We start from the raw sequence: 26506 nt of genomic DNA, 5'->3' as shown, positions 1-26506 counted from the left end.
ACGCGACCTCGATCTGTGGATCGACGACGTGAAAACCGGCACCCAAGGTCGGCACGCAGGGCGGGTTGCTTCTGTCCTATTTCGAGACGGAGCATTTCGCCAATCTCGCGCCCGCCACGCGCCGCGACTATCGCCAATGCGCCGATTTTCTCGAGCCGATCACGTCGGCAGGGGAGGCGTCGATCTGCCAGAGGTCATTGAGGCCTGCGGCAAAGGTCGAGTTGGTCGCGCTGTGCTCGACCGTCGATCGGAACTTGTCCGGGTCGCGGATGGCAAGCAGCGCGTTGCGGTGTTCCGCCTCGTACTTGCTCCGGGCGCGCTGGATGGTCCGTTCGCTGATCTCGGGCAGCGCATCGCCGAAGCGGTCGCGCAGATAGGCACCAAGCTGGTCCGCAGATAGGAAGGATTGCTTCGCGATCGCCCCCAAGAGCGCCGTGACCACCGCACCGTCGGCCGCAGCCTCGATCTTAGCCGGGCGCCCGCGGCGGTCGATGCCCAAGGCGTCGTCACCGTCCCGGCGGCGGATCGTGCGCCATTCGTAGAGAGTACGCGTGCTGACGGACGGGATTTGCAGCCGAATGTCGTCCGGGGCAGCGATCAAACGCCCTGACCAAGCATCCGGAAACATAGCTGCGGCATCGGAAATGGTCAGACCGTTTGCAATGCGAAATTCGTCGAGCGCCCCCAAAACATGAAGCCGCGCATCGCGCCGATCCCGCTCGACACCGATCAGCGGGTCATTCTCGCGCAGCGTGATCACGTTGACCGGCTCGCCCGGGTTCGCCTCGCGCCGGATCAGCTCGGCGCGGGCCTCGTCCGGCAGCAGTTCGATCGAGAACTCCAGACCACCGCCGCGGCCCTTGCGCTTGCGCACCTGGGTCGTTCGCGCCGCCCAGCCCTCGGACTGCACCCGTTTCGCCACTCCTCGGGGCGACGGTGGCAGGCCGGGCAGCTTGGCCTCGGCAATTTCGGCGATGGTCATCCAGCGTTTCATGATCGTTCAACGATGCTTGAAGGTCTCGCGACGGAAGGGATGCTGGCGGGCAAGCGCCGCCACTCGATCTATCTGGCGATCGACATCTGGAGCCGCCGGGTGCGGGTGCTGGTGCTGGTCACCCGCTCGCCCCGCGCCGAAGCGGTGGCGATGCTGCTGCGCGCCTGCATCCTCGCCTGGGGCGTGCCGCGGCGCGTCAAAACCGAAAAAGGCAGCGATTTCAAGGCCAAGTCGATCAGCCGCCTCTTCGCAGCGATGCAGATCGAACACGAGCTTTCCGCCCCTTACGAGCCGAAGAGCAAGGGCAACGTCGAGCGTGCCATCGGCACCTTCCAGCGTGACCTTGCCACCTGCCCGGGCTTCATCGGCCACTCGGTCGCCGACCGCAAAGTGATCGAGAGCCGCAAGGCTTTCTCGAAGCGCCTCGGCATGTCGGAGCTGGATCTCTTCACCGAGATCTTCGGCACGCCCGTACGGCAAACGACAGGACTGAAGAGCGGTATCGGTTCTGCCATGGCAGCGCGTCGACCGATTTGACGAAGACGAGCGGATTGCCGACGAGCAGTTCGGGCACTGGATCCCGCATTGGCCGCGCCCGCGCGGCACCACCCCGCCCGGGTTGCGGCGACAGCAGGTAATCAATCACGCCCGCCGCCCCTTCGTCGCTGACACCGTGATGCGAAGAGAACCCGAAAATCATGTTTCCGCCTCGCCTCCGGATCCGCCCAGAGTTTCCGGATCGACGACGGCAATCAGGGCGCGCTCGACACTCAGCAAACAGGTCGCGATGGTCAGCGCCTCCATCGGTGCTGCGCCGTCGAGCCCTCGTGCGATCTCATCCAGAGACCGCGTCGCGTCGCCGAGCGCACTGGCCACATCCTGTCGCCATCCGCCCCGGAAGCCCCCTTGCCGCTGCGGCGCGAGGATCCGCGCCACGGCATACTGTGGGCGAAATCACCGACCTGTCGCTGACCGGCGACGGCGGTGAGGCGAAGATGTTGCGCGCACCGACGGCGGGATTGCGCGGAGATTACGAGGATCAGATCGCCCATGCGCTCGGCGGCCGGGCAGCGGAGATCGTGGTGTTCGGCGCTCCGAGCGGGGGATCGGGCGGCAGCACCGAAAGCGATCTCGCTATTGCAACGCATCTGGCTCTCGGGCTGGAACGCTGCGTCGGGCTTGGGCAGAACGGTCTAATCTGGGAAGCGGTCGAGGGCATTGCCGCTCGACAAATGTCTGCGGGCGAGCGCGCGGCCGTGTCCAAGCGTCTGGACGAGCAATGCGCCCGTGCGGTGCGGCTTTTGGCACGGCACCGCGTGCATCTTGAACGTCTCGCGCGACGGCTTGCTGAAATGGGGCACCTCGTCACGGCGGAGATCGGAGAGTTCCTGCCCGAAGTCGATGACGCCGCCATCGTCCCGAACCTTGCGCATCCGCCGTCAGAGACCTACGATTCGTAACGTGCGGCGTAAATCGAGGCTCTGCAGCCGGGGACCGTGGTTCCCACTTGACACGGGCATTTTTATCTGAGCGGCCCTCGCCACCCATCCGGAGCGGTTTGTGACCCCGTTGTGACCCCGAAACGGGAAAATCGGGAGATGATCACGATAAGTATGATCAGGCATCTCAGAAAAATCTTTTGAACTTCATGGGGTTATAAGTGGTGCCCAGAGCCGGAATCGAACCAGCGACACGCGGATTTTCAATCCGCTGCTCTACCAACTGAGCTATCTGGGCACCGGTCGTTCGACAGTAGGGTCGATCCGATGTTGGTGGGCGGTTAGTAGACGAGGGCGCAGGGACTGTCCAGAGACTATTGTGTGTTTGGTGCGGAAAAATTCTGTTCTGCAAGACCTCATGGACGACCGGCAAGACGGTCGTGTTTCACCTGCCTTTGAAAGCGTCTCATCGTCGTGAGGAGTGGCCCGTCAGCCGGGGCAGACGATATGAGGGAGAGGCCTTAAACACGGTGAGACGTGCCGCGCGGGCGGCGATCTTGTCGGTCGTCAGGGAGCAACGTCCCGGTGATGCACCGCACCGCCTTTTTTTGCCCGGATAGGGTCAAGGACAAGGGGTGCGGGTGGAGCCCGGCCCTTCCGTCGTCTCCAAACCCGGTGAAACGCGCCCTGTCCAGCTGCGCGCGACCGACGCCCCCGACGACGCGACGGCGGTGGAGGTTCAGGGGACAGGGGCGCGAATCGTCATGTGCAATTTCCCTTCGGAAACACGTGTCCGAGCCTTCTGCCGGGCCCGCATCCGGGCTTTCGCGCGGCACGACAACGCCCGAAGCCTCCGCCCGCAGCCGGTCTGGCGTCAAGCCATCCTGACGTCGCGGTCCGTGCCGCGGCCCGCCGATTCTGTGCCCGAATCGTGTCGGGAGAGAGGGAATAAAATTCTATAATCACGATCTGCAAAGGCGAGTTTATTCTCTTGCCAATCTCGACTAAACCGGTGGATATTTAAATCATCACGTTGATCACCCGCCGGAAAGGAGACGCTGATGATCCGCCACGCTCAGACCGTTCCCGCCGCAAGCCTGCGCGCGCCGATGCGGGGACAAATGATCTGCCTTGGACCGCGCCATCTGGGCCACCTCCCGGCGCATCCGCTTTCGCACCCCTTTTCCTGATCGAGAGACACCATGCTGACCACGATTTCGCTGTCCCGCCACATCACCGCTCAAGGCGTGAAAACCGCCGATCATTCCGATGGTCGCGTCACCATCGTCGATGGCGCCCGCCGCCTGACCGGCTGGCCGATCACCCGCATCGCGCGCAACACCACGGCGCTTCTGGCGCTTGTGCTGGCAGGCTTCATCGCCGCCCCGCAGGCCCGGGCCGAGTCGCTGCTCAATGTCAGCTACGATCCGACACGCGAACTGTATCGCGACATCAACGCCGCCTTCACCGAATGGTGGACCGCGCAGGGTCATGACGCGCCGCAGATCGAAACTTCGCACGGCGGCTCGGGGGCGCAGGCGCGTGCGGTGATCGAGGGGCTGAATGCGCAGGTCGTCACCCTCGCGCTGGCCTCCGACATCGACAAGATCGCCAAGGCGGGCAAGCTGCCGAAGGACTGGCAGGGCAGGCTGCCGCACAATTCCTCGCCCTATACCTCGACGATCGTTTTTCTTGTCCGCGAAGGCAACCCGAAGGGGATCAAGGACTGGGGCGATCTGGTCAAGGACGGGGTCGAGGTGATCACGCCGAACCCGAAGACCTCGGGCGGGGCGCGGTGGAACTATCTGGCCGCCTGGGCCTGGGCCGAGAAGAACGGCAAGGACCCGAAGGACTTCGAACATGAGCTTTTTGCCCATGTGCCGGTCCTTGACAGCGGCGCCCGCGGGGCGACGACGACCTTTGCCCAGCGCGGCATCGGCGACGTGCTGCTGGCCTGGGAAAACGAGGCTTATCTGTCGCTGAAAGAGCTGGGCGAAGATCAGTTCGATATCGTCGTGCCCTCGGTCTCGGTTCTGGCCGAGCCGCCGGTCGCGCTGGTCGAGGGCAACATCGCCAATGACGGGCAGAAGGAACTGGCGACGGCCTATCTGAACTTCCTCTACAGCCCCGAGGGGCAGGCGATCGCCTACAAGAACTTCTACCGCGCCTGGGACACGTCGAAAGCCGATCCGGCCGATGTGGCGCGGTTCCCGAAACTGGAGCTTGTGGACATCGCCCATTTCGGCGGCTGGGCGAAAGCGCAACCCGAGCATTTCGGCGACGGCGGCATCTTCGACCAGATCTACACGGCGAAATAAGCCCCGCCCGACACAAATCCCGGCGCCCCTTCGGGGGCGCCGTTCGTTTTGCCGCAACGACACGGCGGCACGCGCGCATCAACCCTTCCTTGGCAGCTTTCCTGTCCTATTATCGCGGGAACGACCGGAGAGAGTTTCGCGAATCGGAAGACTCCGGCCCGCCGCGAAGGGAGAGATGATGCGCAAGACCGTGCTGCAAGGCCTTGGCCTGCCAGCCGCCGTGCTGGCTGGCTTTACCGCGCTGGCACCACCGCTTGCGGCCGAGACCCCCCTGGCCGTCGAACTTGTCACCGCCCATACCGCGCCGGTCTTCCTGCATTACGAGCTTTCGGGCAGCATCGAGGCGGCCGAGGCCGTGCCGGTGGGGTTTCGCGCGGGGGGGCGGATTGTCACCCTCTCGGTGCAGGTTGGCGCAAAGGTCGAGGCGGGGCAGGTGCTGGCACAGCTTGACCCGACGCAGGCCGCCGCGGCGCTGCGCGGCGCCAAGGCGCAGGCCGATGCCGCGGCGGCGATGCTGACGCAGGCGGAACAGGCGCTGGCGCGCGCGGCCGAACTGACCCAGCGCGGGGCGGCGACGCAGGCGGCGCTTGATGCCGCGACGGAATCTGCGCTCTCTGCCCGCTCGGCGCAAGATCAGGCGCAGGCGGCACTTGCCAAAGCCCGCCAGACGCTGACTGATTGTACCCTGACCGCCCCCGCCGCGGGCATCGTCACCGCGCGTTCTGCCGAACCCGGCCAGATCGTCGGCGCGGCCCAGACGGTGCTGACCATCGCCCGCGATGGCGCGCGTGAGGCAGTCTTTTATGTGCCCGATCTCCCCGTCCTCGAACGGTTTCGCGATCGGACCGTGACGCTGCGCCCGGTCGAGGGCTCCGGTTCCCCGCTTGAAGCGGTGGTGACAGAGATTGCCCCCCTTGTCGCGGGCGACACCGGTACCGTCCGGGTCAAGGGCAAGCTGCGCGAGGGCGCCACCGCCCCTGGCCTTGGCACCGCGATTGTCGCCGTGATCGATCTGCCGCTTGGCTCGGCGATGGCCTTGCCCTGGACGGTTCTGGTCACGAAAGACGGCGGACCGGCGGTCTGGACCATCGACCCCGACAGCCAGCGGGCCGAGCTGCGCCCTGTGCGGGTTTCGCGCTACACCGACCGCGGCGTCGATGTGGCCGAGGGGATCTCCGAGGGCGCGCTGGTCGTGTCCCGCGGCGCGCATCTGCTTTACCCCGGCCGCGCCGTCACCGCGACGGAGACGACGCCATGATCCGCCCGCTGCTGGCCCTGCTGCTGACCCTGACCCCGGCCTGTGCCGAAGAGCCTGCCCGCCCGGTCGTTTCGGAAATCGTTACCGGCTCCGCCATCGCCTCGCGTGATTTTCCGGGCGTGATCGCGGCCGAGGTCGAAACCACGCTCGGCTTTCAGACCGCGGGCCGGATCGAGACCCGACCCGTTGCGCTCGGGGATGCGGTCACTGCGGGGCAGGTGCTGGCCACGCTCGATCAGGTGACCTTGGCCGAGGATGTCGCCGCCGCCGAGGCCGGTTTGCGCGCAGCCCGGGCGAGTGCCGATTTCGCTGCCCAAAGTCTTGTGCGGGCGCAGGAACTCAACCGCCGCGGGGTCGCGCCGCAGGCCACGCTCGAAGCCGCAGAGGCCAAGGCCGCAGCCGCCAAGGCCAGTGTCGCCTCGGCACGCGCAGATCTGACCCGGGCGCAGGATGCCGAGCGTTTTGGCCGTCTCACCGCGCCCGCCGCAGGCGTCGTCAGCCTGATCCTCGCCGAGCCGGGCACGGTCGTTACCCCCGGCACGCCGGTTCTGCGTCTGGCCACCGCCGCCGGGCGCGAGGCGGTGATCGACGTGCCTGATGAGATGCTGTCGGTGCTGCCGAAAGACGCCCGTTTCACCATCGAGACCCGCGGCGACGGTACGCTGAGCACGGCGGGTCACTTGCGGCTGATCGAACCCGTCGCCGATGCCTCGACCCGGGCGCATCGGTTGCGGATCTCGCTCGAGGGGGGAGGGCACGCCTTCCGCCTTGGCACGCTTGTGACGGCAAGGCTCGATCTGCCCGAAGCCCCGCTGCTGACCCTGCCCGCTTCCGCCATCCTGACCGACGGCGATCCGGCTAGAGTGTGGCGCCTCGGCCCCGACCGCCGCGCCGAGGCCGTGCCGGTGACGCTGGGCCAAAGACTTGACGACCGCGTCGTGATCACCTCCGGCCTCGCCCCCGGCGACGAGGTGGTGATCCGCGGCATCCGCTCGCTCACGCCGGGCCAACTCCTCGGACCAAGGGTATCGCCATGAAGTTCAACCTGTCCGACTGGGCTTTGCGGCATCGCTCGATGGTCTGGTATCTGATCATCGTCTCGCTTCTGGCGGGGGTGATGGCCTATCGCAACCTTGGCCGCGAGGAAGACCCCTCCTTCACCATCAAGATCATGATCGTGACCGCGGTCCTGCCCGGCGCCACCGCCGAGGAGACGCGCGAACAGGTCACCGACCGGATCGAGAAGAAGCTGCAGGAACTGCCGAACCTGAAATTCACCCGCTCGGAAACCTTCCCGGGCCGCGCCGTGGTGCAGATCGAGCTGACCCCCGAAACGCGGGGCGAGGCCGTCACCCGGACCTGGCAGAAGGTCCGCAACATGATGGCCGACATCCGCCCCGATTTCCCGGCCGAATTCGCGGGCTTTTACTTCAACGACAGCTTTGGCGACGTCTATGGCTCGATCTATGCCTTCACCGCCGACGGCTTTTCCCCGCAAGAGGTCAAGGACCGGGTCGAGAAGGTCCGCTCGGCGGTGCTGACGCTGAAGGCGGCGGGCAAGGTTGAGCTCATTGGCACGCAAGATCCCGTCGTGCATGTGGAATTTTCCGCCCGCAAGCTCGCCGCGCTGGGGCTCGATCAGGCGCAGGTGCTGGGCACGCTCGCCGCCCAGAACGCCATCGTGCCCTCAGGCGTGATCCGAACCGAGGATGAGCTGGTGGCCGTGCGGATGTCGGGCCGCTTTGCCGATGCCGAGGAACTGGCCGCCGCGCCCTTGCGCGTGGGCGAGATCTTCTTCCGCCTCTCCGATGTCGCCACCGTCCGCGCCGGGTTCGAAGACCCGCCGGGCGATCTTTTTCGCTACAACGGCAAGCCCGCCGTGGGGCTGATCATCGGCATGAAACAGGGCGCCAATATCCTCGAGTTCGGGACAGAACTGACGGCGCTGATGGACCGGATCGCCACCGAATTGCCGGTGGGGATCGAGCTGCACAAGGTCGCCGATCAGCCGCGGGTGGTCGAGGAGTCGGTCAACCACTTCCTGCGCTCGCTGGCCGAGGCGGTGGCGATCGTGCTGATCGTCTCCTTCGTGTCGCTTGGTTGGCGCGCGGGGCTCGTTGTCACGATGTCGATCCCGCTTGTGCTGGCGCTGACCTTCGTCATTCTCGACGGCATGGGGGTGACGCTGCAACGGATCTCGCTTGGCGCGCTGATCATCGCTCTCGGGCTTCTGGTCGATGATGCGATGATTGCCATCGAAACGATGATCGCGCGGCTTGAGGCCGGGGATTCGATCGCCAAGGCCGCCTCGCATGCCTGGACCTCGATCGCCTTCCCGATGCTTTCGGGCACGCTCGTCACCGTTGCGGGCTTCATCCCGATCGGGCTGAACTCGTCGCAGGCGGGGGAATACACGCTCTCGCTCTTCTACGTGATCGCGATTTCGCTGATGCTGAGCTGGGTCGTCGCCGTCCTTTTCGCGCCGCTGATCGGGGCCACCTTCCTGCCCAAGACAATGCCGCATCACGATCCGACCCCGGGTCTGTTGCGCCGCGCCTTCCACGGGCTGTTGCGCGGGGCGATGCGGGCGAAGTGGCTGACCATCGTGCTGACCGTGACGCTGTTCGGCACCTCGCTTTACGGCATGCGCCATATCGAGCAGCAGTTCTTCCCCGCCTCCGACCGGCCCGAGTTGCTGATCGACGTGACGATGCGGCAGAATTCGGCGATTGCCGCGACCGATGCCGCGATGGCCGAGCTGGATCAGTGGCTCGCCACCCGACCCGAGGCCGCCTATTGGACGACCTATGTCGGGCGGTCCTCGCCGAGGTTCCTGCTGTCGCTTGATGCGCCGACGCCGGTGCCCTTCATCGGCCAGATCGTCGTGATGACGAAGGGGCTCGAAGATCGCAACGCCCTGCGCGCAGCCCTGGCAGAGCATGCCGCGAAACTTCCCGGGGTCGATGTGTTCTCGAAACTGATCGAGCTGGGGCCGCCGGTCGGCAAGCCGGTGCAATACCGCCTGATGGGCCCCGACCGTGGGCTGCTTCTGAGCGAGGCGCAGGCACTGGCCGAGCGGTTGGCCGAGGATTCGCGGCTGTCGAACATCACCATCGACGAGGGTGAGCCGGTGCGGGTGGCGCGGGTGGTTCTGGATCAGGAACGGCTGCGGCAGCTTGGCCTGACGCAAAAGGACGTGGCGCAGGCGCTGCAAACGCTCTTCGAAGGCGTCACCGTCACCGAATTGCGCGACGGCCAGACGCTGGTCGATGTGGTCGCTCGTGGCGCCGAGGTGGACCGGTCGTCCATTGCCTCGCTCGGGTCGTTGCAACTGCCTTCGCCCTCGGGCGTGCCGGTGCCTCTGCTGAGCTTCGCGACGCTCGATTGGCAGATGGAGCCGCCGGTGCTGCATGCCCGCAACCGGGTGCCGACGATCACGGTCAAGGCTGCGGTGGTGGGGGCGAACCAGCCCGCGACCGTGACCAAGGACCTTGCCCCGGCGATTGCCAAGCAGATGGCTGCCCTGCCTGCTGGCACGACGATCGAGCCGGGGGGCGTCGCTGAAAGTAGTGGTGAAAGTCAGGCCCCGATCGTCGCCGTCGTGCCCTTGATGGTGCTGATCATCCTCACCCTTGTCATGGTGCAGATGCAAAGCTTCCGGCTGATGTTCATCGTGCTGGCTGTCGCGCCCTTGGGCCTGATTGGCGTCGTCGCGGCCATGCTGCCCTCGGGCCAGCCGCTCGGCTTCGTCGCGATTCTGGGCGTGCTGGCGCTCGTCGGCATCCTGATCCGCAATTCGCTGATCCTGATGGCCGAGGTCGAGGAGCTGATTGAAGCCGGGCGCAGCCATTGGGACGCGGTGTTCGAGGCCTCGGACAGCCGGGCCCGGCCGATCTTGCTGACGGCCGCGGCGGCGTCGCTGGCGCTGATCCCGATCTCGCGCGAGGTGTTCTGGGCGCCGATGGCCTTCGCGATGATGGGGGGGATCATTGCCGGAACGCTGATCACGCTGGTTTTCGCGCCCGCGCTTTATTGCGCCGTCTTCGGGGTGAAAGCCCCGCCCCGGCCGCCGCGTCCCGAGCCCGAGGCTCTGCCCGGCAGGGTTTAACTCGCCGTTCACCAAATTCTGTCATCCTCGGGCATCGTCGTTGTCCGAGGCCTGCACATGCTGACGCCCCTGCCTTCGCCCACCACCCCGAGCCCGTTGCCCGCGGGCGTGCATTCCCTGTCCCTGCCGCAAGGCGCCCAGCCGCAGCGGCAAATGCAAAACCTGCTTGCGGAGCTGCCGCAGGGCGCGCAGCGTCCGGAGGCAAGCACGCAACCCCAGACCGCGCAGCCGCAGGCGGCGGGATCGCTGCCCTTGCCGGGGGCCACGCCCGAGCGCGGCGCCGCCGAGGCTCTGGCCAAGGCCGCAACCCTCACCGCCGAGGCGTTGGCCGGGACCGCAACGCCCAGCGCACAGGGCAGCGCGGCAACGCCGATGTCGCTTGTTGCGGCGCAGATGCTGGGCGTCGACACGACGGCCCTGCAGTCGGTTCTGGCGCAACAGGCCGCAACGCGCGCTTTGCCCGGCGCGCATCGGCGCGCGGAGCCGCATCACGATGATCCGCCCGCGCCGCTGCTGTCGGCGCCGGATGACGGCTTTGACCCCCACGCCCCGCATCCGCCGCCGGTTCTGCCCAATTCCCATGGCGCGCGCCCCACGCCCGAGAGCGAGATCCCGGAAACGACGGCCGCCCCAAAAGATCGAAAACGCGCACGAGAGAGCGGCACGGATCCGCCGCACAGACACGACCTGCCCGTGCCCACGCCCTTCGCCGACCTGACGCGGCGCCCAACACTCTGGACCATTGCGGGGGCGATCTTCACCACCGTCTTCGTGGTGACACTGCTGCTGATCTGAGGTCGCCCGGCAAAGCAAAAGGCCGCCCCGAAGGACGGCCCTGAACCCGTGCAGGCGGACAAGATCTTACTTGATCTTGCCTTCCTTGTACTCGACATGCTTGCGCACAACCGGGTCGTATTTGTTCACCGTCATCTTCTCGGTCATGGTACGGGCATTCTTCTTGGTCACATAGAAGTGCCCGGTGCCCGCCGTCGAGTTCAGACGGATCTTGATCGTCGTCGGCTTCGCCATTCTCAGTCTCCCAGAGTCGGATGCGCCTGCATCCGCGAAATCCTTGAAGCCTGCCTTTTAGTCAGCCATCGCGCGGAGTCAACCGCAAAGGCGCGGGGATGCGCGTTTTTTCGCACCCCCGCGCTGTAAGATCAAAGCTGCGGTTTGCCCATGCCCAGATGCACCTGCGCCACCGTCGCCGGATCTAGCGCCAAAGCTGTGGAAAGGTTGCGCAAATAGAGCTTTTCCGCCTCGGTGTCGACGGTGATCGCCATCAGTGCCGCGGAATAGACCTGCACCCGTGCCGCTTCATGCACGTCGGCCACAAGCCCCGCGATATCGATCGGGGCGTCGAGCTCTGCCTGCACGAAAGCCACTTCCTCCTCGGTCGCTTCGCCCAGTTGCGCCAGAATCTGCGCCTTTTCCGCTTCGTCAATGGTGCCATCGGCCTTGGCCGCCTGAATCATCGCGCGGATCATCAGCTTGGCATGTGCCTCGGCGCCCGCGGCCACGGCTGGATCGGCAAGCGCCGTCGTCATCATCTCGCCGAGCCCTTTCGCCCCAACCCCGGCGGCAGCGCTCATCGAGGTGAACATCGCCCCAAGGTTCGATTGCGCCGCATCGGTCGCCGCCGCGGCCTGGGTGCCGAAATTGACCAGCATCTGGCTGACCGTCTCCTTGCCGCCCGGCACGCCCATCTTGGCCGCCCAGTCGCCCATCTGTTCGGCCATGCCGCCGGGTTTGCCCGCATCGCGCAGCGCGCCCTTCATGCCCTCAAGGCCGCCCATCTGCTGGAACTTCTGCACGCCCTTGGCGGCGGCAAAGCCCACGGCCAGCGTGGCCAGTGTCTTGACGAAACTCATCCCATTCCCCCCGATCTGGTGTGGTGTCGAATATGGCCCGGGCCTGCCTTGCCCGAACCGCTCAGAGCTTTTCCATCATCGCCGCATAAATCGCGCGGACCTCGGTCGCGACCTTGCGCGCACCCTCTTCCTCGACCGCCGCGAAAGAGGCGACGGGATCGACGGCCGAAACTTCGACGCCACCTTCCACCGCGCGCAGCATGACGTTGCAGGGCAGCATCGCCCCGATTCGCGGCGAGGCTTCGATGGCGGCGAAGGCATGGCCCGGATGACAAGCGCCAAGGATCTTGTAGGCCGTCATGTCACGGTCGAGCTTTTTCTTCATCGTTGCGGCGACATCGATTTCGGTGATGACGCCAAAGCCGTTTTCGGCCAGCGCCGCGCGGGTCCGCGCCTCGGCCTCTTCAAAACTGACGCCCGGCAACAGGCGGTCGATCGTATAGCCCATGATGTCCTCCACTCTGGGTCATCTTTAATTTCGGACCGGATGCCCTTCGGTTCAAGGGAGAAACGGTGCCGATCCTTCCCCGACGCGCCAGTCAAGGATGACACGGCCGGTTCGGGGGGGGAGCAATCAATATTCAAGACATTAACCCTAACCATGACTGCGGATGCAATTTTCGTCGAACATGTTTCGAAAGCGATCTCGTCCGGATCATCAGCGAGGCAGCAGGCAGGTCAGAGTGAGCAACAACACAAGCCAAGCGCGCCAGGCCGTCGAGGCGATCCAAGGCGAGGAGGGCGATTTCCCCTGCACCCATGCCGAGGCTCAGCTCGTCGTGCGTTGTGGCATCACTGTGGACGCGCTGACCGAGATGATCGACCGCCACAAGGTCGTCTCGTTCGATGTGTTCGACACCTTTCTCGCCCGGAAGACCGCACAGCCGACAGGCGTTTTTTCCTATATGGAGCGGGTCAGCAAGGTGGCGGGATTTTGTGCGCTGCGGGTCAAGGCCGAGGCGCTGGCGCGGCAGCAGTTTTCATCGCCGCAAAAGCCATAAACGAGCCTTGCGCAAATCTACGCCGTGCTGAAAGAGATTGCCCCGCATGTGCCCCTGACCGCAAAGGATGAAATGCGGGCGGAAACGGAGTTCACCTTTGCCGATCCCGCCGTCGGCCTGATCCTGAAAATTGCGCGTGCCAGGGGCAAGCGAGTGATCGCGGTCAGCGACATCTATCTGTCAGGCGCGCAGGTCAACGATCTGCTGACCGCACACGGGATTGTGGTCGATGCTCCGGCATTTTGCGTCATGCCGATTTCGCGGCGCATGGCTCTGATTCCAATGATGGTCGACAGTCATGACTTTGCGGTCCGCGGCCTGCTTTGCGCGCTCGAGAACGGGCTGAAACCCAGACAGTATTTCGAGCGGCGGTCCATCGATGCGCGCGTTTTCCAAAATGCGCCCGAGTTCGATCAGCCGATGAACAAGATCGATTTCATCGTCGCCTATCAAAGCCATCTTGCCTTGGCGGCGGCCGCGGAAAGGACCGTTTTCCTGCACGATCTGCAGCGTTGGATCGGTCAGCCGAAAGGCAGGACCGCGCTTGTGGACATTGGCTGGGGGCTGACCACGATTCGGGCCATCGATCTTCTGATCGGCGATGATTTCAAAGGCTATTTTCTTGGAAAGCAGGTCACGGGATATCATCGGCCCGGGCTGCGGGGGTATATTTTCGATCATGACGACGCACAGGACACCGAAGCGCGCCTGAAGGGCGGGCTCGAACTTCTGGAGTTGGTCTTCTCCGACACGCGGCCCGCGTTCTCTCGGCTGGATGTGCAGAGCGGCAAGCTGGCGTTGAGATCGGATACCGAGGGCCTGATGGACATGTCGCGCAATCTTGCCATCATGGATGTGCGGCGGGGTGTTCTCGATTTTCTGAGGGATTTCCGTCCGGTTTTTGAAGCGGTGACGGCCGAAGACCTCAAGTCCCACATTTTGCCCGAGCTTCTGGGGTTGCTGAATGCGCCTCAGGTCAGAGAATATCGGGCGCTTGCGCAGGTGCCGCATGCGCGGGGCATGGGACACAGATCCTGGGGAACACTGGGGGATTTCTGGAAGCCTGTGCTGTGAGCGCCGCAGGCCATCCTGCGCGCTGATCGGCGCGTGGTCCGGTGACATTTGTAAAGCCGCCTCCGGTCTGACGTGGAAGCGGCCATGCCGACCCCCGTTGCGAGGGGACCGGCACGGAAGAAAAGCGGGCTCAGGGTCGAGGCCCGATCATTGTGCCGCCATCGCGAAGGGCAGGGAATGATCCGGGCTTGCGGTGGTCAGGGCCATCGTGTCGAGCGCGATCATCCGTTCCTCGTCGGTCGGCACGACGAGCGTTGCCACCCGTGATCCCGCCGCGCTGATGTTCGGATGGCCGCCACGCGCGATCGCATTCGCCCGCGTGTCGATCGAGATGCCAAGGAACCCCAGATCCTCGCAGACGAGCGACCGCACCCGGGCGCTGTTCTCGCCGATGCCCGCGGTGAAGACGAGCGCGTCGATCCCGCCCATGGCCGCCGCATAGGCACCGACCGTCTTGCGGATCTGATAGACGAAGACGTCGATGGCGAGCTGGCAGCGTTCGTTGCCTGCATCGGCCGCCGCCATCACCTCGCGCATGTCGTTCGACAGGCCCGACAAGCCGAGAAGCCCGCTTTTCGTATAGCAGATGTCTTCGACCTCGGTCAGGCTCAGCCCGGCCTCACGCACCAGATGGAAGATGATCGCGGGGTCGAAATCGCCGGTGCGGGTGCCCATCGGCACGCCGCCGAAGGTGCCGAAGCCGATCGAGGTGTCGATCGATTGACCGCCCTTCACCGCGTCGATGGTGACGCCATTGCCCAGATGGCAGACCACCATCGACAGGCTGTCGAGCGGGCGGTTCAGCACCTCGGCTGCGGCGCGCGAGACATAACGGCAGGAGGTGCCGTGAAAGCCGTAGCGGCGGATGCCGTGTTTCTGCGTCAGCTCGTAGGGCAGGGCGTAAAGATGCGCGCGTTCGGGAATGGTCTGGTGGAAAGCGGTGTCGAAGACGACGACATTCGGGACGCCGGGGAACATTCGCTGCGCTTCCTCGATGCCGATGATGTTGCAAGGATTGTGCAGCGGCGCGTAGGTGGCGCAGGCGCGCAGGGCCGCCATCACCGCATCGTCGACCAGCACCGAGCCGAAGAAGACCGCGCCGCCATGCACGGCGCGGTGGCCGATGGCGGTGATCGCGCCGGGGCATTCGATCACGTCATATTCGGGGTTCAGAAGGTTTTCCATCATCAGCGCGAAGGCGGCGCGGTGATCGGGGATTTCGCGGCGGTGATGCTCGCCGCGGTGGCCGACCCAATGATCGGTCGTGCCCTCGGGCTCGCCGATACGGGCGATCAGGCCGGAGGCGATCACATGGTTCAGATCGGGGGCATGAAGTTGATATTTCAGGCTGGAACTGCCGCAGTTGATGGTCAGGATCATGGTCGGTTGTCCTTGGTTGCAAGGGCAGCCCCCGGGGGGACCGCCGGGAAATCAGCGACGCGACGGGGGCGTCGCTGTTACCGGACATCTGAACTGACATTTCTGGGATTGCCCGAGATCAGCCCGTTACAGGCGAAATCGTCGCGATAAATCAGCACGTTGCTGCGCTGTCGAGGGTTCGAGGCCGAACGGACTGTCGGACAGCAGAGTTGATAGTGGGGCGCGCGTCGGACAGCAGATTTGAGAGTCGCGCGCCTTTTCTGAATGCCCCTTCAAAGACCCTTCGAAACGCCTTCGAGGCCAATGAATAAAGGGCGCTAGCTATGATGGCAACTGCCGCGGTTACGCGAAGCCTGAAAGCGGAAGTGTGAAGTTGCTTCATTCTTCGCCGACAAGCCGCCAAAACAGAAAATAATTATTGATCTGCAATGGGTTGCGGCGCATTTGCGGAGCCGAAGTCGGGCGGAGAAGAATGAAGTGAATTTTCCGTGTTTCGGCGCCTTACTTCGCCCTACCTCTGCGCCCGCCCCGCCGCGCTTGAATACCGTCACTTCAACTATCCCGGAACGTATAGCCCTGCCAGACGACGCGGCCAATCACCTCGACATCGGCGAGCTCGCGACCGCCCAGAGCGCGGCTGGAATGGGTGGGGTTGTCGGAGGTGATCACCAGCACGTCGCCCACCTTTTCGAGGCGTTTGACGAAAACCTCTTCGCCGATGCGCAGGGCATAGATGCCACGGCGCACAGCGGGGTCGCGGCGCTGGTGATCGACCAGGACGGTTGAGCCGTCGTGCAGGGTCGGTTCCATGCTGTCGCCTTTGACCCGGACAAGCGAGGCGGCAGCCGGGTTGACCCCTTCGCGTTTCAGCCAGGCGCGGTTGAAGGCGAGCGAGCCGTAGAAGTGTTCCTCTGGCGGGACATGGCCCGGCCCTGCGCTGACATGGGCGCGGCTGAGACAGACCAGAGCGTAATCCGCATCGGTCAGCTTTGGCCCATTGATCCCGGCAACCTGCGCCCGCACCAGCTCGTCTTCGTCGATCCAGTTCGGCGGCGGCGCGGTGTTGCCGGTGAGCAGAAAGTCGGTGGTCACGCCGAAGATGTCAGCAAGCGTGACAAGGTGCTCGAAAGCCATTTGCCGTCGGTCGTTCAGGTAGTGATTTACGGCAGGTTTTGACATTCCGATGGCAGCCGCAATGTCTGCTTCGGTCATTTTTTTCGCAGCCGCACAGCGCTTGAGGCGTGATCCAACGGTTTCCATCCCTTCCTTTTCATTGCGGCGTTCGATTCGGGCAATCCCATAATGGAATTTTTTCTGACGAAGCATCCGTTTTGGGTTGACTAATGGCTCCGTTTTGGAATTATGGGGTCATGTATCAGATCCCGATCATCACCAAACTTGGCGGCAAGGCCGCTGTGGCGGAGGCCCTCCGGCGCACCCACAAGGGCCGCGCCACAGAGGTTTCGCGCAAGACCATCAACCAATGGATTTGCCGCGAAAGCATCCCCGGCTTCGCGGTGATCCAGATGCTGGCGATGGCCAGCGAGCGGGGCATCACGGTCGAGCCCGGAGACTTCGAACGTCAGGGCACGGCTGGCCACAAATCCAAGAAAGAGGTGAAAGCATGAGTGCGCTTATCCCGTTCGACTTCGAGAGCAACGCCGTGCGCGTGGTCGAGATCGACGGCGAACCGTGGTTCGTCGCCGCCGATGTGTGCCGGGTGCTGGAGCATACCAACCCGACGAAGGCCGTGAAGGTTCTGGATGCCCACCAGCGGCGCGAATTCGACCTGAATACCCTAACTTCAAGTTCGGGTATTCAGGCCGATGGTGTCGGAATTGCCGACACCATCGGGGGCGCCAGACGCGGCAACCCGAACGTCACGATCATTTCCGAAGGTGGGCTTTACAAGCTGGTCACCCGCTCGAAACTGGCGGTGACGCCGGGCACGGTGCAGCACCGGTTTGCGAACTGGGTGTTCGATGTCCTGCTGCCGTCCCTGCGCAAATACGGCAGCTTCACGCTGGGCGATGACCGGCTGGTCAAAGGGCGGGCTGCCTATGCGGCGGCACCGCAGAAGACCAAGGACGACGCCGAAGATCGCGTGGCGGCGGTGATGATGTACGAGCGGCTGGTGGCCGGGGGCATGCGCAAGGGCGCGGCGAAGGACGAGGTTTGCCTTGTTCTTGGCGTCACGTCGGCCCCGCTTGCCCGGTGGATCGCCACCACCCGCATGGTGGCTGGCCCCGACATGGCGGCGGCGCTGGCGAACAAGGGCATCGGCCCGCGCGGGATGCAGGCCCCGTGCCACCCCGAGGCGCTGGCCTATTGTGCCGATCAGTTCCGCGCCGGAGTGCGCCCCTCGGTGGCGTATCAGCGGACGCAGGAAGAGGCCGTGCGGCAGGGCTGGTCGCCCATCCCCTGCGAGAAAACGATGACGCGGAACTGCCGCACGGCGGCGGGCCTGAGTGCCCCCAAACTGATCGGGAGGGAATGAGATGTCGTTTTTCGAGCGGCTTTGCGACGTGGTGGTGAGCGATCTGGTGCGCGCACGCGAGCAGGGCGACGATGAAATGAAGGCCGAGATCGTGGAGGGTCTTTCGTTGATGCTGGCGCGCGCGATTGCGCTGGTCGGCGAGGCTGATCCGGGCGCGGTCGATGCCTTGATGGCTGGTTGCGAAAACTTGATTGCAATCGAGGTCACCGAGCATTGCCAGATTATCCGCGCCATTCAGGGGCTGGTCGCCGCGGCAAAGGCCAACGGTGACAGCCATGCGTAAGAGATACCGCGCCACCGAAGTCCCCACCTTGACCCGGCGCGGCGCGCGCCGGAGCGCGGCCCGTGCTGCGCTCCGGCGTCTGCGGAAGGCGAGCGATGCGCTGGATGACAGCGTGGCGGGCGACGTGCTGGGCGCGGTGTCGCTGCTGGTGACGATGATCAGCGGTCTGTGGCTGGCCTACGGGGTGTTCGGATGACGCGCGGTTGGTGGATCCTGCCCTGCCCGCCGGCCGGGACCGTCGCATGGATGGCGATTTTTCATCTGTTTGGAGTGATCTGATGACCTTCGAGGAACGTAAAAACATCATGAGCATCGTCCGCAGCTTGCCGCCGGAAACGGCAGTGCTGCTGGAAAGCCTTGTGCGCTGGATGAGCATCCGCGCGGAAGAGTCGGACCTCGATCAGCAGGTCATCTTCGGCGAGCCCGCCTCGGACATCCTGACGGAAAACGAACTGGCTGCGGCGGGGCGTGTCCTGAGTTTGGTTGACAAGCTGATCGACTGCGGCGCCGCGGCGAAACTCATCGCCCTCGCCCGTGTGATGGGTGACGACGAATGACCTCTGTCGTTGAAATCCCCTGCACCAGTATGAAGCTGCCGGAAAATGACCGTCAATAGCCACGAAATCACCCTCTATCAGGTTCCGGTCTCCGCCGTTGAAGTCGGTGAGAGAATGCATTTTTTCGAGGAAGATCGAGCCAAGTCGATTGCCGACAGCATTGAGGCGATCGGCCTGAAAACCCCGATCCAACTGCGGCTTATTCACGGCCATCGGCCAGTGTTGCACACGCTTTGCGGCCCCCGGCTGCGGCTTGTGGCCGGGCGGCATCGGTTGGCGGCGGTTCGGATGTTGGGTTGGGAGATGATCCCCGCGCTTGTCAGTGAAATGACTGACGACGAAGCCGAGTGTGCCGAGATCGAAGAGAACCTGCAGCGTGGCAACCTGACGGTGATGGAACATGCGGCAAGTCTGGCCGGGTTGAAGGCTATTTACCTGCGCACCCATCCCGAAACTGCGCGTGGCGGAGACCGTAAGTCGGATCAAAGGGACAATAATGTCCCTTTGCCCACCACCGGCGCGGAGGCGCTTGGAAAGGGCGTGCGCTTCACCAAGGCAGAAGCCGAAAAACGGGGCCTTAACGAGAAGGCGGTCAAACGTCTTGTGCAGATTGGTGAGGCTATCACCTCGGAACTTCGGGCCGAAATCGGCGGCACTCCGCTGGCAGACAATCAGGCGCAACTCTTGAAGTTGGTTGCGCAACCGCGGTCGGAACGGCTGCAGATCGTCCGCCTGATGAAGGAACATAGCAAGGTCAAGGTTCTTGATGGTGTCCGCCTGATGAAGGGCGTCGATCCTTCCGCGCCGCCGCCCGCGAGCGACAAGGAAATCTGGCTGCGCAAGATGACGGCGCTTTGGGCGACCGCGCCGAAGGCGTGGCGCAAAGAGTGGCTGCGCGATCTGAAGGATGGAGAAACCATCTGATGGAGCGCGAATGGTTCTCCGTTTCTGACTTGCTGGATCTGCGCCATCCGGATCTTCCGTCCTCGCGGCGGGGCCTGTTGGATTTGGCGAAGGCCTGTGGTTGGGACGGAGATCCTAGATGGTGTCGGCAGCGCGACGGCCAAGGTGGCGGCATGGAATACCATCTGCGCCTGCTGCCGCACACAGTGCAGCGCGATTTGGCGCTTGCGGACTATGCCGACGGGCTTGCGGCCAAAGAAGCGGCGCAGGCTGCGCAGGCCAAACGCGAAACCTTGTGGAATGCCTATCAGCACAAGTCGCAAAAGCAGAAGGATGAGGCCGCTCGGCGCCTGGCATTTGTCCGGGCGGTAGATGACCTCCTGCCGGTAATGTCGAAAACCGCCGCAATCGATGTTGTTGCGCGGCGCGATGGTGCTTCCGCCGCCTCGATCACCCGCTACTGCAAGGCGGTCGAGGGCCATGACCGGTCTGACTGGCTGGCTGCGTTGGTGCCACACCACACCGGCGGCTTGCGCCGCGTCGATTGTGATCCCCGTGCGTGGGATTGGCTTGTGGCGGACTACATGCGGCAATCCGAGCCCTGCTTTCAGGCATGCCACGAGCGCATGATGCGTGAAGCGAAGGAACACGGTTGGGAGCCAATCCCCAGCGCGAAAACGCTGAAGCGGCGGATCGACGAAGAAATCTCTCCGATTTCCAAGATACTGTTGCGCAAGGGGCCGAAAGCCCTTGAGCGGTTCTATCCTGCGCAACGCCGCAGCCGCGATGGAATGCAGGCCATGGAAGCGGTGAACGCTGACGGCCACGTTCTCGATGTGCATGTGCTCTGGGAAGACGGCAGCGTAGGTCGGGCAGTGCTTGTCGGGTTCCAGGACGTCTATTCCGGGATGATCTTGTCGCATCGGCTCGCGCGCTCGGAATGTCAGGAAGTCATCCGCTTGGCCACGGCAGATATGGTCGAAAGCTGGGGCATTCCGCAGACATGCTTCTTCGACAACGGCAAGGCCTTCATGTCGAAAATGCTGACCGGACGCATGAAGTTCCGGCATCGCTTCACGATCCGGCCGGAAGACCCGATTGGCGTGTTGGTCAATTTGGGCATCAATGTTCGGGCGGTGAAGCCCTTCCATGGACAATCAAAACCGATCGAACGCGCGTGGCGTGATCTTGCAGAATACGTCGCCAAGCATCCGAAGTGCGAAGGCGCTTATACCGGCAAAGACACATCCTCCAAGCCGGAGAACTATGGGTCGAAGGCGATCCCAATCGCAGAGTTGCGGGCATTGGTTGCCGATGAAATCCGACATCACAACTTGCGCGAAGGCCGGACGTCGCACACGGCGAAGGGGCGGTCCCTTTGGGAAACCTTCCGCGAAAGCTACGAAGCCCCAACTACATTGGTGACCCGCGCCACCGCCGAGCAACGAGAGTACTGCCTGCTTGCGGCGGAGAATATCACGGTGCACCGCAACAGCGCCCAGATCCATCTGGCCGACAACATGTTCTGGCACGAAGACCTCATTGCCTACGCCGGAAAGCGCGTTGTGGTGAAGTTCGATCCGCAAAACATGCACGCGGATATTCAGGTTTATACGGTCGACGGGGCGAAAATCTGCACAGCGCAATGCGTGCATGCCGTTGGCTTCATGGATGCGGACGCGGCTCGGGAACATGCCAGAAATTGGCGCGCATTCCTTCGTGCGCAACGAGAGCTGGCGTCTATCGCCAAGCGGCTATCCCCAGAGCAGCTGGCACGAAGCGCGACTTCGGCACCTGAAGAATACGAACAGATTGAGGCGGGCGTTACGCGGCTTCTGGTCGGAAACACCGTTCGCAAGATCGAAGCCGAGGCCGACGCAGACGCCGACGCAGACGCGTTTGCGCGCGGTGTCGCGCGGCTGAGCGGAGAGATTGTCGGATTTCCCGAAAAAAAGAGGGGCGAATAGTCGCCCCCGCAGTTCAAGCTGAGGAGAAGTTGCCATGAATGCGCAGGTTAAGCAACCGGTCTGGGAAGACCCCAAGGGCACCCCGAATATTGCCGATGCGGACCTTCGGGCGCGCTGGGAGGCGGCGACGCGCGGGTTGCGCGAGGTTGCGACCACGGAAGGATGGAGCAAGTCAGAGGTGGCGCGGCGGGCGGAAATGCCGCTGGGCACGCTGTCGGCATGGTATGACGGCACCTATGCCGGGCGCTACGACACCACGACGCAGCGGGTCGAGAACTTCCTGTCGTCGCGGGCGGCCGCGATCGAAACGATGCGCGGGTTGCCGGTGGCGCCCGACTGGATGCAGACGCGGATTGCGCGCGAGCTGGTGACGGCGTTCACCTATGCCCAGATGGTGCCCACGATGGCGGTGATCACCGTCGCGTCCGGGCTTGGCAAGTCGATGACAGCTCGGACTTATGCTGCCACCCGGCCGCATGTGGTGCATGTCGAGCTGAGCCCGTCTTCGGCCAGCCCGCACACGATGAAATACGAGATCGCGGAAGCGATGGGCATCGAGTGCAAGGACGGCGGCAAGCTGAAGGGCATGATCGCCGCCGCGCTGCGCCGGGATGGCCACCATGCGCTTCTGATCGTGGACGAGGCGCAGAACCTGTCCGAGCCGAGCATCAACGAGCTGCGTCATTTCCGCGATGTGGCGGGCTGCGGGTTGGTGCTTCTGGGCAATGAAGAAGGCCGCACGCCCTATGCGTCGCGCGACCCGCGCCATTCCAGCGCCCAGGTGGCGCGCCGCATCGGGCACCGGCTGAGCGTGATGAAGCCCTATGACGAGGACATCGCGCAATTCGTCGATGCCTGGGGCCTGTCCGATCCCGAGGCGGTGGCGCTGGCGCACAAGATCGGGCGCATGCCCGGCGCGTTCGGGACGCTGTCGGAAACGATCATGGTCGCGGGGATCATCGCCGCCGGGAATGATCGCGAGATCACCGCGGCCGATCTGCGCGCTGCCTGGGCGAACCGCGGTGCCGGGGTGCTGAAATGAGCCGGACCCTTGAAGATATCGTGCGGGCCTGCCTTGCGATTTACCGCGAACCGACGGCTGCCGAGGTGTCGTTGTGGGTTCTGGCGCTGGAGCCCTTCGGAGCCAACGCGGAAATGGCCCTGGCCGAATGGGTGCGCAGCAATGACGCCGCGCCGACGCCCGCCGCCATCGTACGGCTGATCGCGGCCGCGCGGCAGCCGACGACCTTGCGTGCGATCGCGGAGCGGGTTGCCGTCCGGCACGGCATCACGTTCGCGGAGCTGGTGGGGCGATTGAAGGCGCCACACCTGGTCGACGCCCGCCGCGATGCGGTGGGCGAGATGATGGCTGCAGGCTTTTCCAGCGCTCAGATCGGGCGCGCGCTGGCCCGCGACAGCAGCTCCATCCGCCACCTCTTCAGCCAGATCAGCAACAAAACAAGCGCCAAGGAAGGGGACCGCCATGTCCACTAAGCCGAAGAAAACCAAGGCCAAGGCAAGCGCCTTGCCGATCCCGAAAGATGATAGCGAGGCGCGCAGCGCCATCCGCGAGATCGGCGATCTGAACCGCCAGATCGCGCGGGAAGAGGCGGATCTGAACGACGCGATCGCGGCCCTTCAGGAGGAGGTCGGCCACAGGGTCGAGCCGCTGCAGGCGCGCGTGCTGGAGTTGACGCAGGGCGTGCAAATGTTCTGCGAGGTTAACCGGGACCGGCTGACCAATGGTGGCAAGACCAAGACCGTCCGCTGGACCACTGGCGAGGTCAGTTGGCGGCTGCGCCCGGCCAAGGTGGCCTTGCGCAAGGTCGAGGACGTGATCGCTGAGATCAAGCGTCTCGGGCTGTCCAAGAAGTTTCTGCGCTCGAAGGAAGAGGTCAACAAGGAAGCCATGCTGGCCGATCCTGCGAAGGCGCGCACGGTGCCCGGAGTGACCATCGGCAGCGAGGGGGAAGATTTCCAGATCGAACCGTTCGAGACCGAACTTCCGGAGGGTGTGTGATGCCGATCACTTTCAAGGCCGAACTGGGCGGCGAAGAGGTCGGTGCGGCGCTGGCGAAAAATCCGGAAGAACTGGCCTATGCGCTGGCCGAAATCAGCGAGTGGGACGGCGAGGAACTGGGTGCCAAGGTCGCCGGTTTCCTGCCGTTCGGACACGACATTGTCGCTGCCTCTCTGCGCGCCATGGCCGAGACCATCGAGAAAGGCGGTGCGTGATGACCGACGCCATTACCACTCGCGAGATGTTGGAACGCGCGGCGCGCGGCGTCGGCAAGGTCGATCTGCTTGGTCGACGCGGGATCACGCTGGCGAGCATGGATGAGATCGAGGCGATGGCGCTGACGCTGGCTTGCCTTGGCGTCGTCGCGATCCAGCCCGGCCAGACCAAGCTTCCCGCGCGCCTGTTCGTGCCAGATGGCGTCGTGTCGGCGGAACTCTACGCCGTCGAAGGGAGGGGATGATGCGCTTGGATGACAGCAGGGAAAAGGTGCTTGAGACTGTGACCGTCGGCTTGGCCGGTGCGCCGGACGAGTGCCTGCTCAACGTGTTTCAGGGCTATGGCGGCAGCGTCAGGTTCTCCAGCGGCACCTATACGGCGCGGCTGTGCCGGATCACCGCGAGCTGCACCGAAGGGGAGCTTGCTGCCGTCAAGGCGTGGCTGCGCAAGGCGAAGGCGTCGCTGCCCCCGAAAGGCGGTGCCGCATGACGGACCGTCAGAACGTCTACAGTTTCATCATGGCCATTCTGACTATCGCGGCCTTGGGGATGATGTTCCGCCTCGCACTGGGTGACATGGCGGCGGAACTCTGCCGGACCGTCGTCAGACAGCACGAGTGCACTGAGGAGGTTTCCCGGTGATGAGCATGATCAAAGCCATTCAGGCGAAGCGACGCCAAGCGGGTCTGGTCGATGACGATGACTGGCGCGACTTCCTGTTCTTGCAGACGGCGAAGCGGCGTCTGACCGAAATGACCCCGCGGGAACAGGCGGCGGTGCTGGACAAGCTGTCCGAAACGCTGGGCTCCAAGGGGGCTTCGAAGCCGGTTCGAAAGGGGCTTGAAGGGCCTTATGTTTCGAAGATCCGCGCGCTCTGGATCGGTGCCTGGAACCTTGGTCTTGTGGCGTCGTCGTCGGATGCGGCGCTGACGGCCTTCGTCAAACGGCAGACCGGGATCGACAACCCGGGCTGGATGCGGGACGCCGAGGATGCGCGCAAGGTGATCGAGGCGCTGAAGGCGATGATGGAGCGGCGCGGTGTGCGCTGGTCGTTCGCGAAGTTCGAGCCCCCGCATGTGCGTCTGCCCGGCTTCCAGATCACGCTGGCGCAGTTTCGCATCGTCCATGGCGGTCTGGATTTCTTCGGCTGGGTCGCGGCGCAGGCCGGGAAGACCGTGGGTGCGATGGACTATGAGGACTGGATCCCGCTGATGAACGCGCTCGGCCCCCGGGTGCGCGAGCGGTCGGCCATGTCCGAGCAATCGGAGGCCCGGGCGTGAAATACGACTGGCTGCCCCCCCTGCTGGCAGAGATCGCCGAGGTGACCAGCCTCGATGCAGCGCTCGCGCTGGCCGAAAAGCGTGGGGGCAGCCGCATTTCCATTCCTGCGCGGATGACCGAGGATCACTGGATCGCCCGTACAATCGGCATGGCGCACGCCCAGGCGCTGGCCGAGCACTTCCGCGGCGGAAACAGCGGCGCGCTGATCGAGCTGCCGGTGGGCGCGGCCGCGCTCAAGCGCAAGCGCATTGACGAATTGCTGGCCCGCGGGGTATCAGCAGACAAGATCGCCGTAGAACTGCAGGTGCACCGCACCACCGTGTTCCGGCAACAAGCCCGGCAGGGCAAGTTTATCGACCCCCGCCAGGGATCGCTCTTCGACTAGGTAGCACGGCTACCAAACCCCAGTTGAAAGACCGCGCCTAAGGTGCCCCCGACATGGATCGGAGGGGCCGGATTTGCGCCTGAAAAACCACAAGATCGAAGGCGTGCCGTTTCTGGCCGCGGCCTTCACCGGGGGTGAGATTACCCCCGAAATCGTCGTCGTGCACGACACGGCCGGGCGGCTCGACAAGGGCAATTCGGCTGCCTATCTCGCGTCCGCCAACGTGGCCAAAGCCAGCGTTCATTTCGTGATCGAGCGCGATGGCACGGTGACGCAGCTCGTGCCGACAAACCGCATGGCGAACCACGCGGGCAAGTCCAGTTACCACGGCCGCCAAGGATGCAATGCTTTCTCGATCGGGATCGAGCTGGTGAACCCCGGCAAGATGGTGATGGCCTATGGGTCTGGGGGCGAGGCGGGGCGATCGTGGTTTGGCGTGACCTACGCCGACGATCCGAAGACGGGCGTGAATGTCGAATATGCCAAAACGGACATGCACGGCGAAGGGATGTGGATGGGTTATCCCGAAGCGCAGATTGCTGCGTTGCTGCAACTGCTGACGGCGCTGTTCGAGGCGATCCCGACGCTGACGGACATCACCACGCACTGGTACATCTCGCCCGGTCGCAAGGTTGACGTGAACCCCCTGTTCCCGCTGCGGCAAATTCGGGATGTCGTTCTGGGTCAGGATGATCCTGCCGAGCTGGCCGCAGAATATCAAAGCACCGCTGCCGAGGCCGGGCAGATGGTTTGCGTCAATGACGGCGTCGCGTCTTTGAACATGCGGCGCTGGCCGAGCTTCAACCCCAACGTCATCGCGACGATCCCGGGCGGCACGAAGGTGCCGGTCGAGCGCGCGGGCACCTTCTGCGGCCGCGACTGGCTGCGCGTCATCTACGACGGCCGCGAGGGCTGGATCGTCGCCGCCTACACCACCCCCATCAAAAGCTGAGGT

Annotated in this window: 34 protein-coding genes and 1 tRNA gene; 27 read left to right on the top strand and 8 right to left on the bottom strand. The window is 64.3% G+C overall.

The window, feature by feature from the left end; all coding sequences use genetic code 11:
* Window positions 1–127 precede the first annotated feature (127 nt).
* Window positions 128–982, bottom strand: coding sequence for a DNA-binding protein (locus ACTTAI_RS19435; RefSeq protein WP_444453207.1), 855 nt, complete (start codon window positions 980–982; stop codon window positions 128–130).
* A gap of 24 nt (window positions 983–1006) precedes the next feature.
* Between ACTTAI_RS19435 and ACTTAI_RS19430 the strand changes: the two genes are divergently transcribed.
* Window positions 1007–1531: a transposase gene (locus ACTTAI_RS19430; protein WP_444453205.1), complete on the top strand. Its 525-nt coding sequence runs from the start codon at window positions 1007–1009 to the stop codon at window positions 1529–1531.
* Window positions 1532–1690: 159 nt separating this feature from the next.
* Here ACTTAI_RS19430 and ACTTAI_RS19425 read toward each other — a convergent pair whose 3' ends face one another.
* Window positions 1691–1930 (bottom strand): hypothetical protein, encoded by a 240-nt coding sequence (locus tag ACTTAI_RS19425; protein WP_444453203.1) that lies wholly within the window; start codon window positions 1928–1930, stop codon window positions 1691–1693.
* A gap of 8 nt (window positions 1931–1938) precedes the next feature.
* Between ACTTAI_RS19425 and ACTTAI_RS19420 the strand changes: the two genes are divergently transcribed.
* Window positions 1939–2454: a hypothetical protein gene (locus ACTTAI_RS19420; RefSeq protein WP_444453201.1), complete on the top strand. Its 516-nt coding sequence runs from the start codon at window positions 1939–1941 to the stop codon at window positions 2452–2454.
* Between the two features lie 201 nt (window positions 2455–2655).
* Here the strand turns inward: ACTTAI_RS19420 and ACTTAI_RS19415 are convergent.
* Window positions 2656–2731: transfer RNA gene (locus ACTTAI_RS19415), tRNA-Phe, on the bottom strand.
* Window positions 2732–3494: 763 nt separating this feature from the next.
* Here ACTTAI_RS19415 and ACTTAI_RS19410 point away from each other — a divergent pair.
* From ACTTAI_RS19410 to ACTTAI_RS19385, 6 genes are all read left to right on the top strand, one after another.
* Window positions 3495–3623, top strand: coding sequence for a hypothetical protein (locus tag ACTTAI_RS19410; RefSeq protein WP_444453200.1), 129 nt, complete (start codon window positions 3495–3497; stop codon window positions 3621–3623).
* Window positions 3624–3635: 12 nt separating this feature from the next.
* Window positions 3636–4751 carry a sulfate ABC transporter substrate-binding protein gene (locus tag ACTTAI_RS19405; RefSeq protein WP_444453198.1) on the top strand — a complete coding sequence of 372 codons (1116 nt, stop codon included), beginning with the start codon at window positions 3636–3638 and terminating at the stop codon, window positions 4749–4751.
* 175 nt (window positions 4752–4926) lie between these two features.
* Window positions 4927–6009: an efflux RND transporter periplasmic adaptor subunit gene (locus ACTTAI_RS19400; protein WP_444453196.1), complete on the top strand. Its 1083-nt coding sequence runs from the start codon at window positions 4927–4929 to the stop codon at window positions 6007–6009.
* Window positions 6006–7046: an efflux RND transporter periplasmic adaptor subunit gene (locus ACTTAI_RS19395; protein WP_444453195.1), complete on the top strand. Its 1041-nt coding sequence runs from the start codon at window positions 6006–6008 to the stop codon at window positions 7044–7046. Before ACTTAI_RS19400 ends, ACTTAI_RS19395 begins: the two co-directional genes overlap by 4 nt.
* Window positions 7043–10117, top strand: a complete 3075-nt coding sequence (locus ACTTAI_RS19390) for an efflux RND transporter permease subunit (protein ID WP_444453193.1) — start codon at window positions 7043–7045, stop codon at window positions 10115–10117. The genes ACTTAI_RS19395 and ACTTAI_RS19390 overlap by 4 nt, the downstream gene beginning before the upstream one ends.
* 57 nt (window positions 10118–10174) lie before the next feature.
* The gene (locus ACTTAI_RS19385) at window positions 10175–10912 is read left to right on the top strand and encodes a hypothetical protein (protein ID WP_444453192.1); all 738 of its coding nucleotides are present in this window, start codon (window positions 10175–10177) and stop codon (window positions 10910–10912) included.
* Between the two features lie 66 nt (window positions 10913–10978).
* Here ACTTAI_RS19385 and rpmG read toward each other — a convergent pair whose 3' ends face one another.
* The 3 genes from rpmG to ACTTAI_RS19370 form a co-directional block, all read right to left on the bottom strand.
* Entirely contained in the window at window positions 10979–11146 is a 168-nt protein-coding gene (gene rpmG, locus ACTTAI_RS19380; protein WP_011750518.1) for a 50S ribosomal protein L33, read from the bottom strand.
* Between the two features lie 131 nt (window positions 11147–11277).
* Window positions 11278–11988: a DUF533 domain-containing protein gene (locus tag ACTTAI_RS19375; RefSeq protein WP_444453190.1), complete on the bottom strand. Its 711-nt coding sequence runs from the start codon at window positions 11986–11988 to the stop codon at window positions 11278–11280.
* A gap of 61 nt (window positions 11989–12049) precedes the next feature.
* Complete coding sequence (locus ACTTAI_RS19370; protein ID WP_444453188.1) at window positions 12050–12436, bottom strand: DUF302 domain-containing protein; 387 nt, start codon at window positions 12434–12436, stop codon at window positions 12050–12052.
* Window positions 12437–12671: 235 nt separating this feature from the next.
* Here ACTTAI_RS19370 and ACTTAI_RS19365 point away from each other — a divergent pair, with 235 nt between their 5' ends.
* Both ACTTAI_RS19365 and ACTTAI_RS19360 read left to right on the top strand, forming a co-directional pair.
* The gene (locus ACTTAI_RS19365) at window positions 12672–12989 is read left to right on the top strand and encodes a hypothetical protein (RefSeq protein WP_444453186.1); all 318 of its coding nucleotides are present in this window, start codon (window positions 12672–12674) and stop codon (window positions 12987–12989) included.
* Window positions 12990–13142: 153 nt separating this feature from the next.
* The gene (locus ACTTAI_RS19360) at window positions 13143–14063 is read left to right on the top strand and encodes a hypothetical protein (protein ID WP_444453185.1); all 921 of its coding nucleotides are present in this window, start codon (window positions 13143–13145) and stop codon (window positions 14061–14063) included.
* Between the two features lie 147 nt (window positions 14064–14210).
* On the opposite strand, the gene ACTTAI_RS19355 is transcribed toward ACTTAI_RS19360, so the two are convergent.
* Window positions 14211–15443, bottom strand: a complete 1233-nt coding sequence (locus ACTTAI_RS19355) for an acetate/propionate family kinase (RefSeq protein WP_444453183.1) — start codon at window positions 15441–15443, stop codon at window positions 14211–14213.
* A gap of 552 nt (window positions 15444–15995) precedes the next feature.
* Window positions 15996–16703 carry an XRE family transcriptional regulator gene (locus ACTTAI_RS19350; protein WP_444453181.1) on the bottom strand — a complete coding sequence of 236 codons (708 nt, stop codon included), beginning with the start codon at window positions 16701–16703 and terminating at the stop codon, window positions 15996–15998.
* Window positions 16704–16813: 110 nt separating this feature from the next.
* On the opposite strand from ACTTAI_RS19350, the gene ACTTAI_RS19345 reads away from it, so the two are divergent.
* From ACTTAI_RS19345 to ACTTAI_RS19265, 17 genes are all read left to right on the top strand, one after another.
* Entirely contained in the window at window positions 16814–17071 is a 258-nt protein-coding gene (locus ACTTAI_RS19345) for a hypothetical protein (protein ID WP_444453179.1), read from the top strand.
* Window positions 17068–17940, top strand: coding sequence for a BRO-N domain-containing protein (locus ACTTAI_RS19340; RefSeq protein WP_444453177.1), 873 nt, complete (start codon window positions 17068–17070; stop codon window positions 17938–17940). The genes ACTTAI_RS19345 and ACTTAI_RS19340 overlap by 4 nt, the downstream gene beginning before the upstream one ends.
* Before the next feature lies 1 nt (window position 17941).
* Window positions 17942–18223, top strand: coding sequence for a hypothetical protein (locus ACTTAI_RS19335; protein ID WP_444453176.1), 282 nt, complete (start codon window positions 17942–17944; stop codon window positions 18221–18223).
* Window positions 18216–18419: a hypothetical protein gene (locus ACTTAI_RS19330; RefSeq protein ID WP_444453174.1), complete on the top strand. Its 204-nt coding sequence runs from the start codon at window positions 18216–18218 to the stop codon at window positions 18417–18419. Before ACTTAI_RS19335 ends, ACTTAI_RS19330 begins: the two co-directional genes overlap by 8 nt.
* 82 nt (window positions 18420–18501) lie before the next feature.
* The gene (locus ACTTAI_RS19325; RefSeq protein WP_444453173.1) at window positions 18502–18780 is read left to right on the top strand and encodes a hypothetical protein; all 279 of its coding nucleotides are present in this window, start codon (window positions 18502–18504) and stop codon (window positions 18778–18780) included.
* Between the two features lie 45 nt (window positions 18781–18825).
* Window positions 18826–19704 (top strand): ParB N-terminal domain-containing protein, encoded by an 879-nt coding sequence (locus tag ACTTAI_RS19320; protein WP_444453171.1) that lies wholly within the window; start codon window positions 18826–18828, stop codon window positions 19702–19704.
* On the top strand, window positions 19704–21650 hold the full coding sequence (locus ACTTAI_RS19315) for a transposase domain-containing protein (RefSeq protein ID WP_444453169.1): 1947 nt from the start codon (window positions 19704–19706) through the stop codon (window positions 21648–21650). Before ACTTAI_RS19320 ends, ACTTAI_RS19315 begins: the two co-directional genes overlap by 1 nt.
* Window positions 21651–21684: 34 nt before the next feature.
* A complete protein-coding gene (locus ACTTAI_RS19310; RefSeq protein ID WP_444453168.1) occupies window positions 21685–22692 on the top strand; it encodes an AAA family ATPase in 1008 nt (335 codons plus the stop codon).
* Window positions 22689–23144 (top strand): hypothetical protein, encoded by a 456-nt coding sequence (locus ACTTAI_RS19305; RefSeq protein ID WP_444453167.1) that lies wholly within the window; start codon window positions 22689–22691, stop codon window positions 23142–23144. Before ACTTAI_RS19310 ends, ACTTAI_RS19305 begins: the two co-directional genes overlap by 4 nt.
* Window positions 23134–23670, top strand: a complete 537-nt coding sequence (locus ACTTAI_RS19300; RefSeq protein WP_444453165.1) for a host-nuclease inhibitor Gam family protein — start codon at window positions 23134–23136, stop codon at window positions 23668–23670. Before ACTTAI_RS19305 ends, ACTTAI_RS19300 begins: the two co-directional genes overlap by 11 nt.
* Entirely contained in the window at window positions 23670–23885 is a 216-nt protein-coding gene (locus ACTTAI_RS19295; RefSeq protein ID WP_444453163.1) for a hypothetical protein, read from the top strand. Before ACTTAI_RS19300 ends, ACTTAI_RS19295 begins: the two co-directional genes overlap by 1 nt.
* Window positions 23885–24130, top strand: coding sequence for a hypothetical protein (locus ACTTAI_RS19290; protein ID WP_444453161.1), 246 nt, complete (start codon window positions 23885–23887; stop codon window positions 24128–24130). Before ACTTAI_RS19295 ends, ACTTAI_RS19290 begins: the two co-directional genes overlap by 1 nt.
* A complete protein-coding gene (locus ACTTAI_RS19285) occupies window positions 24130–24375 on the top strand; it encodes a hypothetical protein (protein WP_444453160.1) in 246 nt (81 codons plus the stop codon). The genes ACTTAI_RS19290 and ACTTAI_RS19285 overlap by 1 nt, the downstream gene beginning before the upstream one ends.
* Window positions 24372–24527, top strand: coding sequence for a hypothetical protein (locus tag ACTTAI_RS19280; protein WP_444453158.1), 156 nt, complete (start codon window positions 24372–24374; stop codon window positions 24525–24527). The genes ACTTAI_RS19285 and ACTTAI_RS19280 overlap by 4 nt, the downstream gene beginning before the upstream one ends.
* Window positions 24527–25165 (top strand): regulatory protein GemA, encoded by a 639-nt coding sequence (locus ACTTAI_RS19275; RefSeq protein WP_444453157.1) that lies wholly within the window; start codon window positions 24527–24529, stop codon window positions 25163–25165. Before ACTTAI_RS19280 ends, ACTTAI_RS19275 begins: the two co-directional genes overlap by 1 nt.
* Entirely contained in the window at window positions 25162–25551 is a 390-nt protein-coding gene (locus tag ACTTAI_RS19270) for a hypothetical protein (RefSeq protein ID WP_444453156.1), read from the top strand. The genes ACTTAI_RS19275 and ACTTAI_RS19270 overlap by 4 nt, the downstream gene beginning before the upstream one ends.
* Window positions 25552–25624: 73 nt before the next feature.
* Window positions 25625–26503, top strand: coding sequence for an N-acetylmuramoyl-L-alanine amidase (locus ACTTAI_RS19265; protein WP_444453155.1), 879 nt, complete (start codon window positions 25625–25627; stop codon window positions 26501–26503).
* The last annotated feature ends 3 nt before the right edge of the window (window positions 26504–26506 follow it).

It is taken from the genome of Rhodobacter capsulatus (assembly GCF_052363175.1).
GTDB classification, from domain to species: domain Bacteria; phylum Pseudomonadota; class Alphaproteobacteria; order Rhodobacterales; family Rhodobacteraceae; genus Rhodobacter; species Rhodobacter capsulatus_D.
Note: the sequence above shows the minus strand (reverse complement) of the source record. Positions and strands in the feature narration are given on the sequence as shown.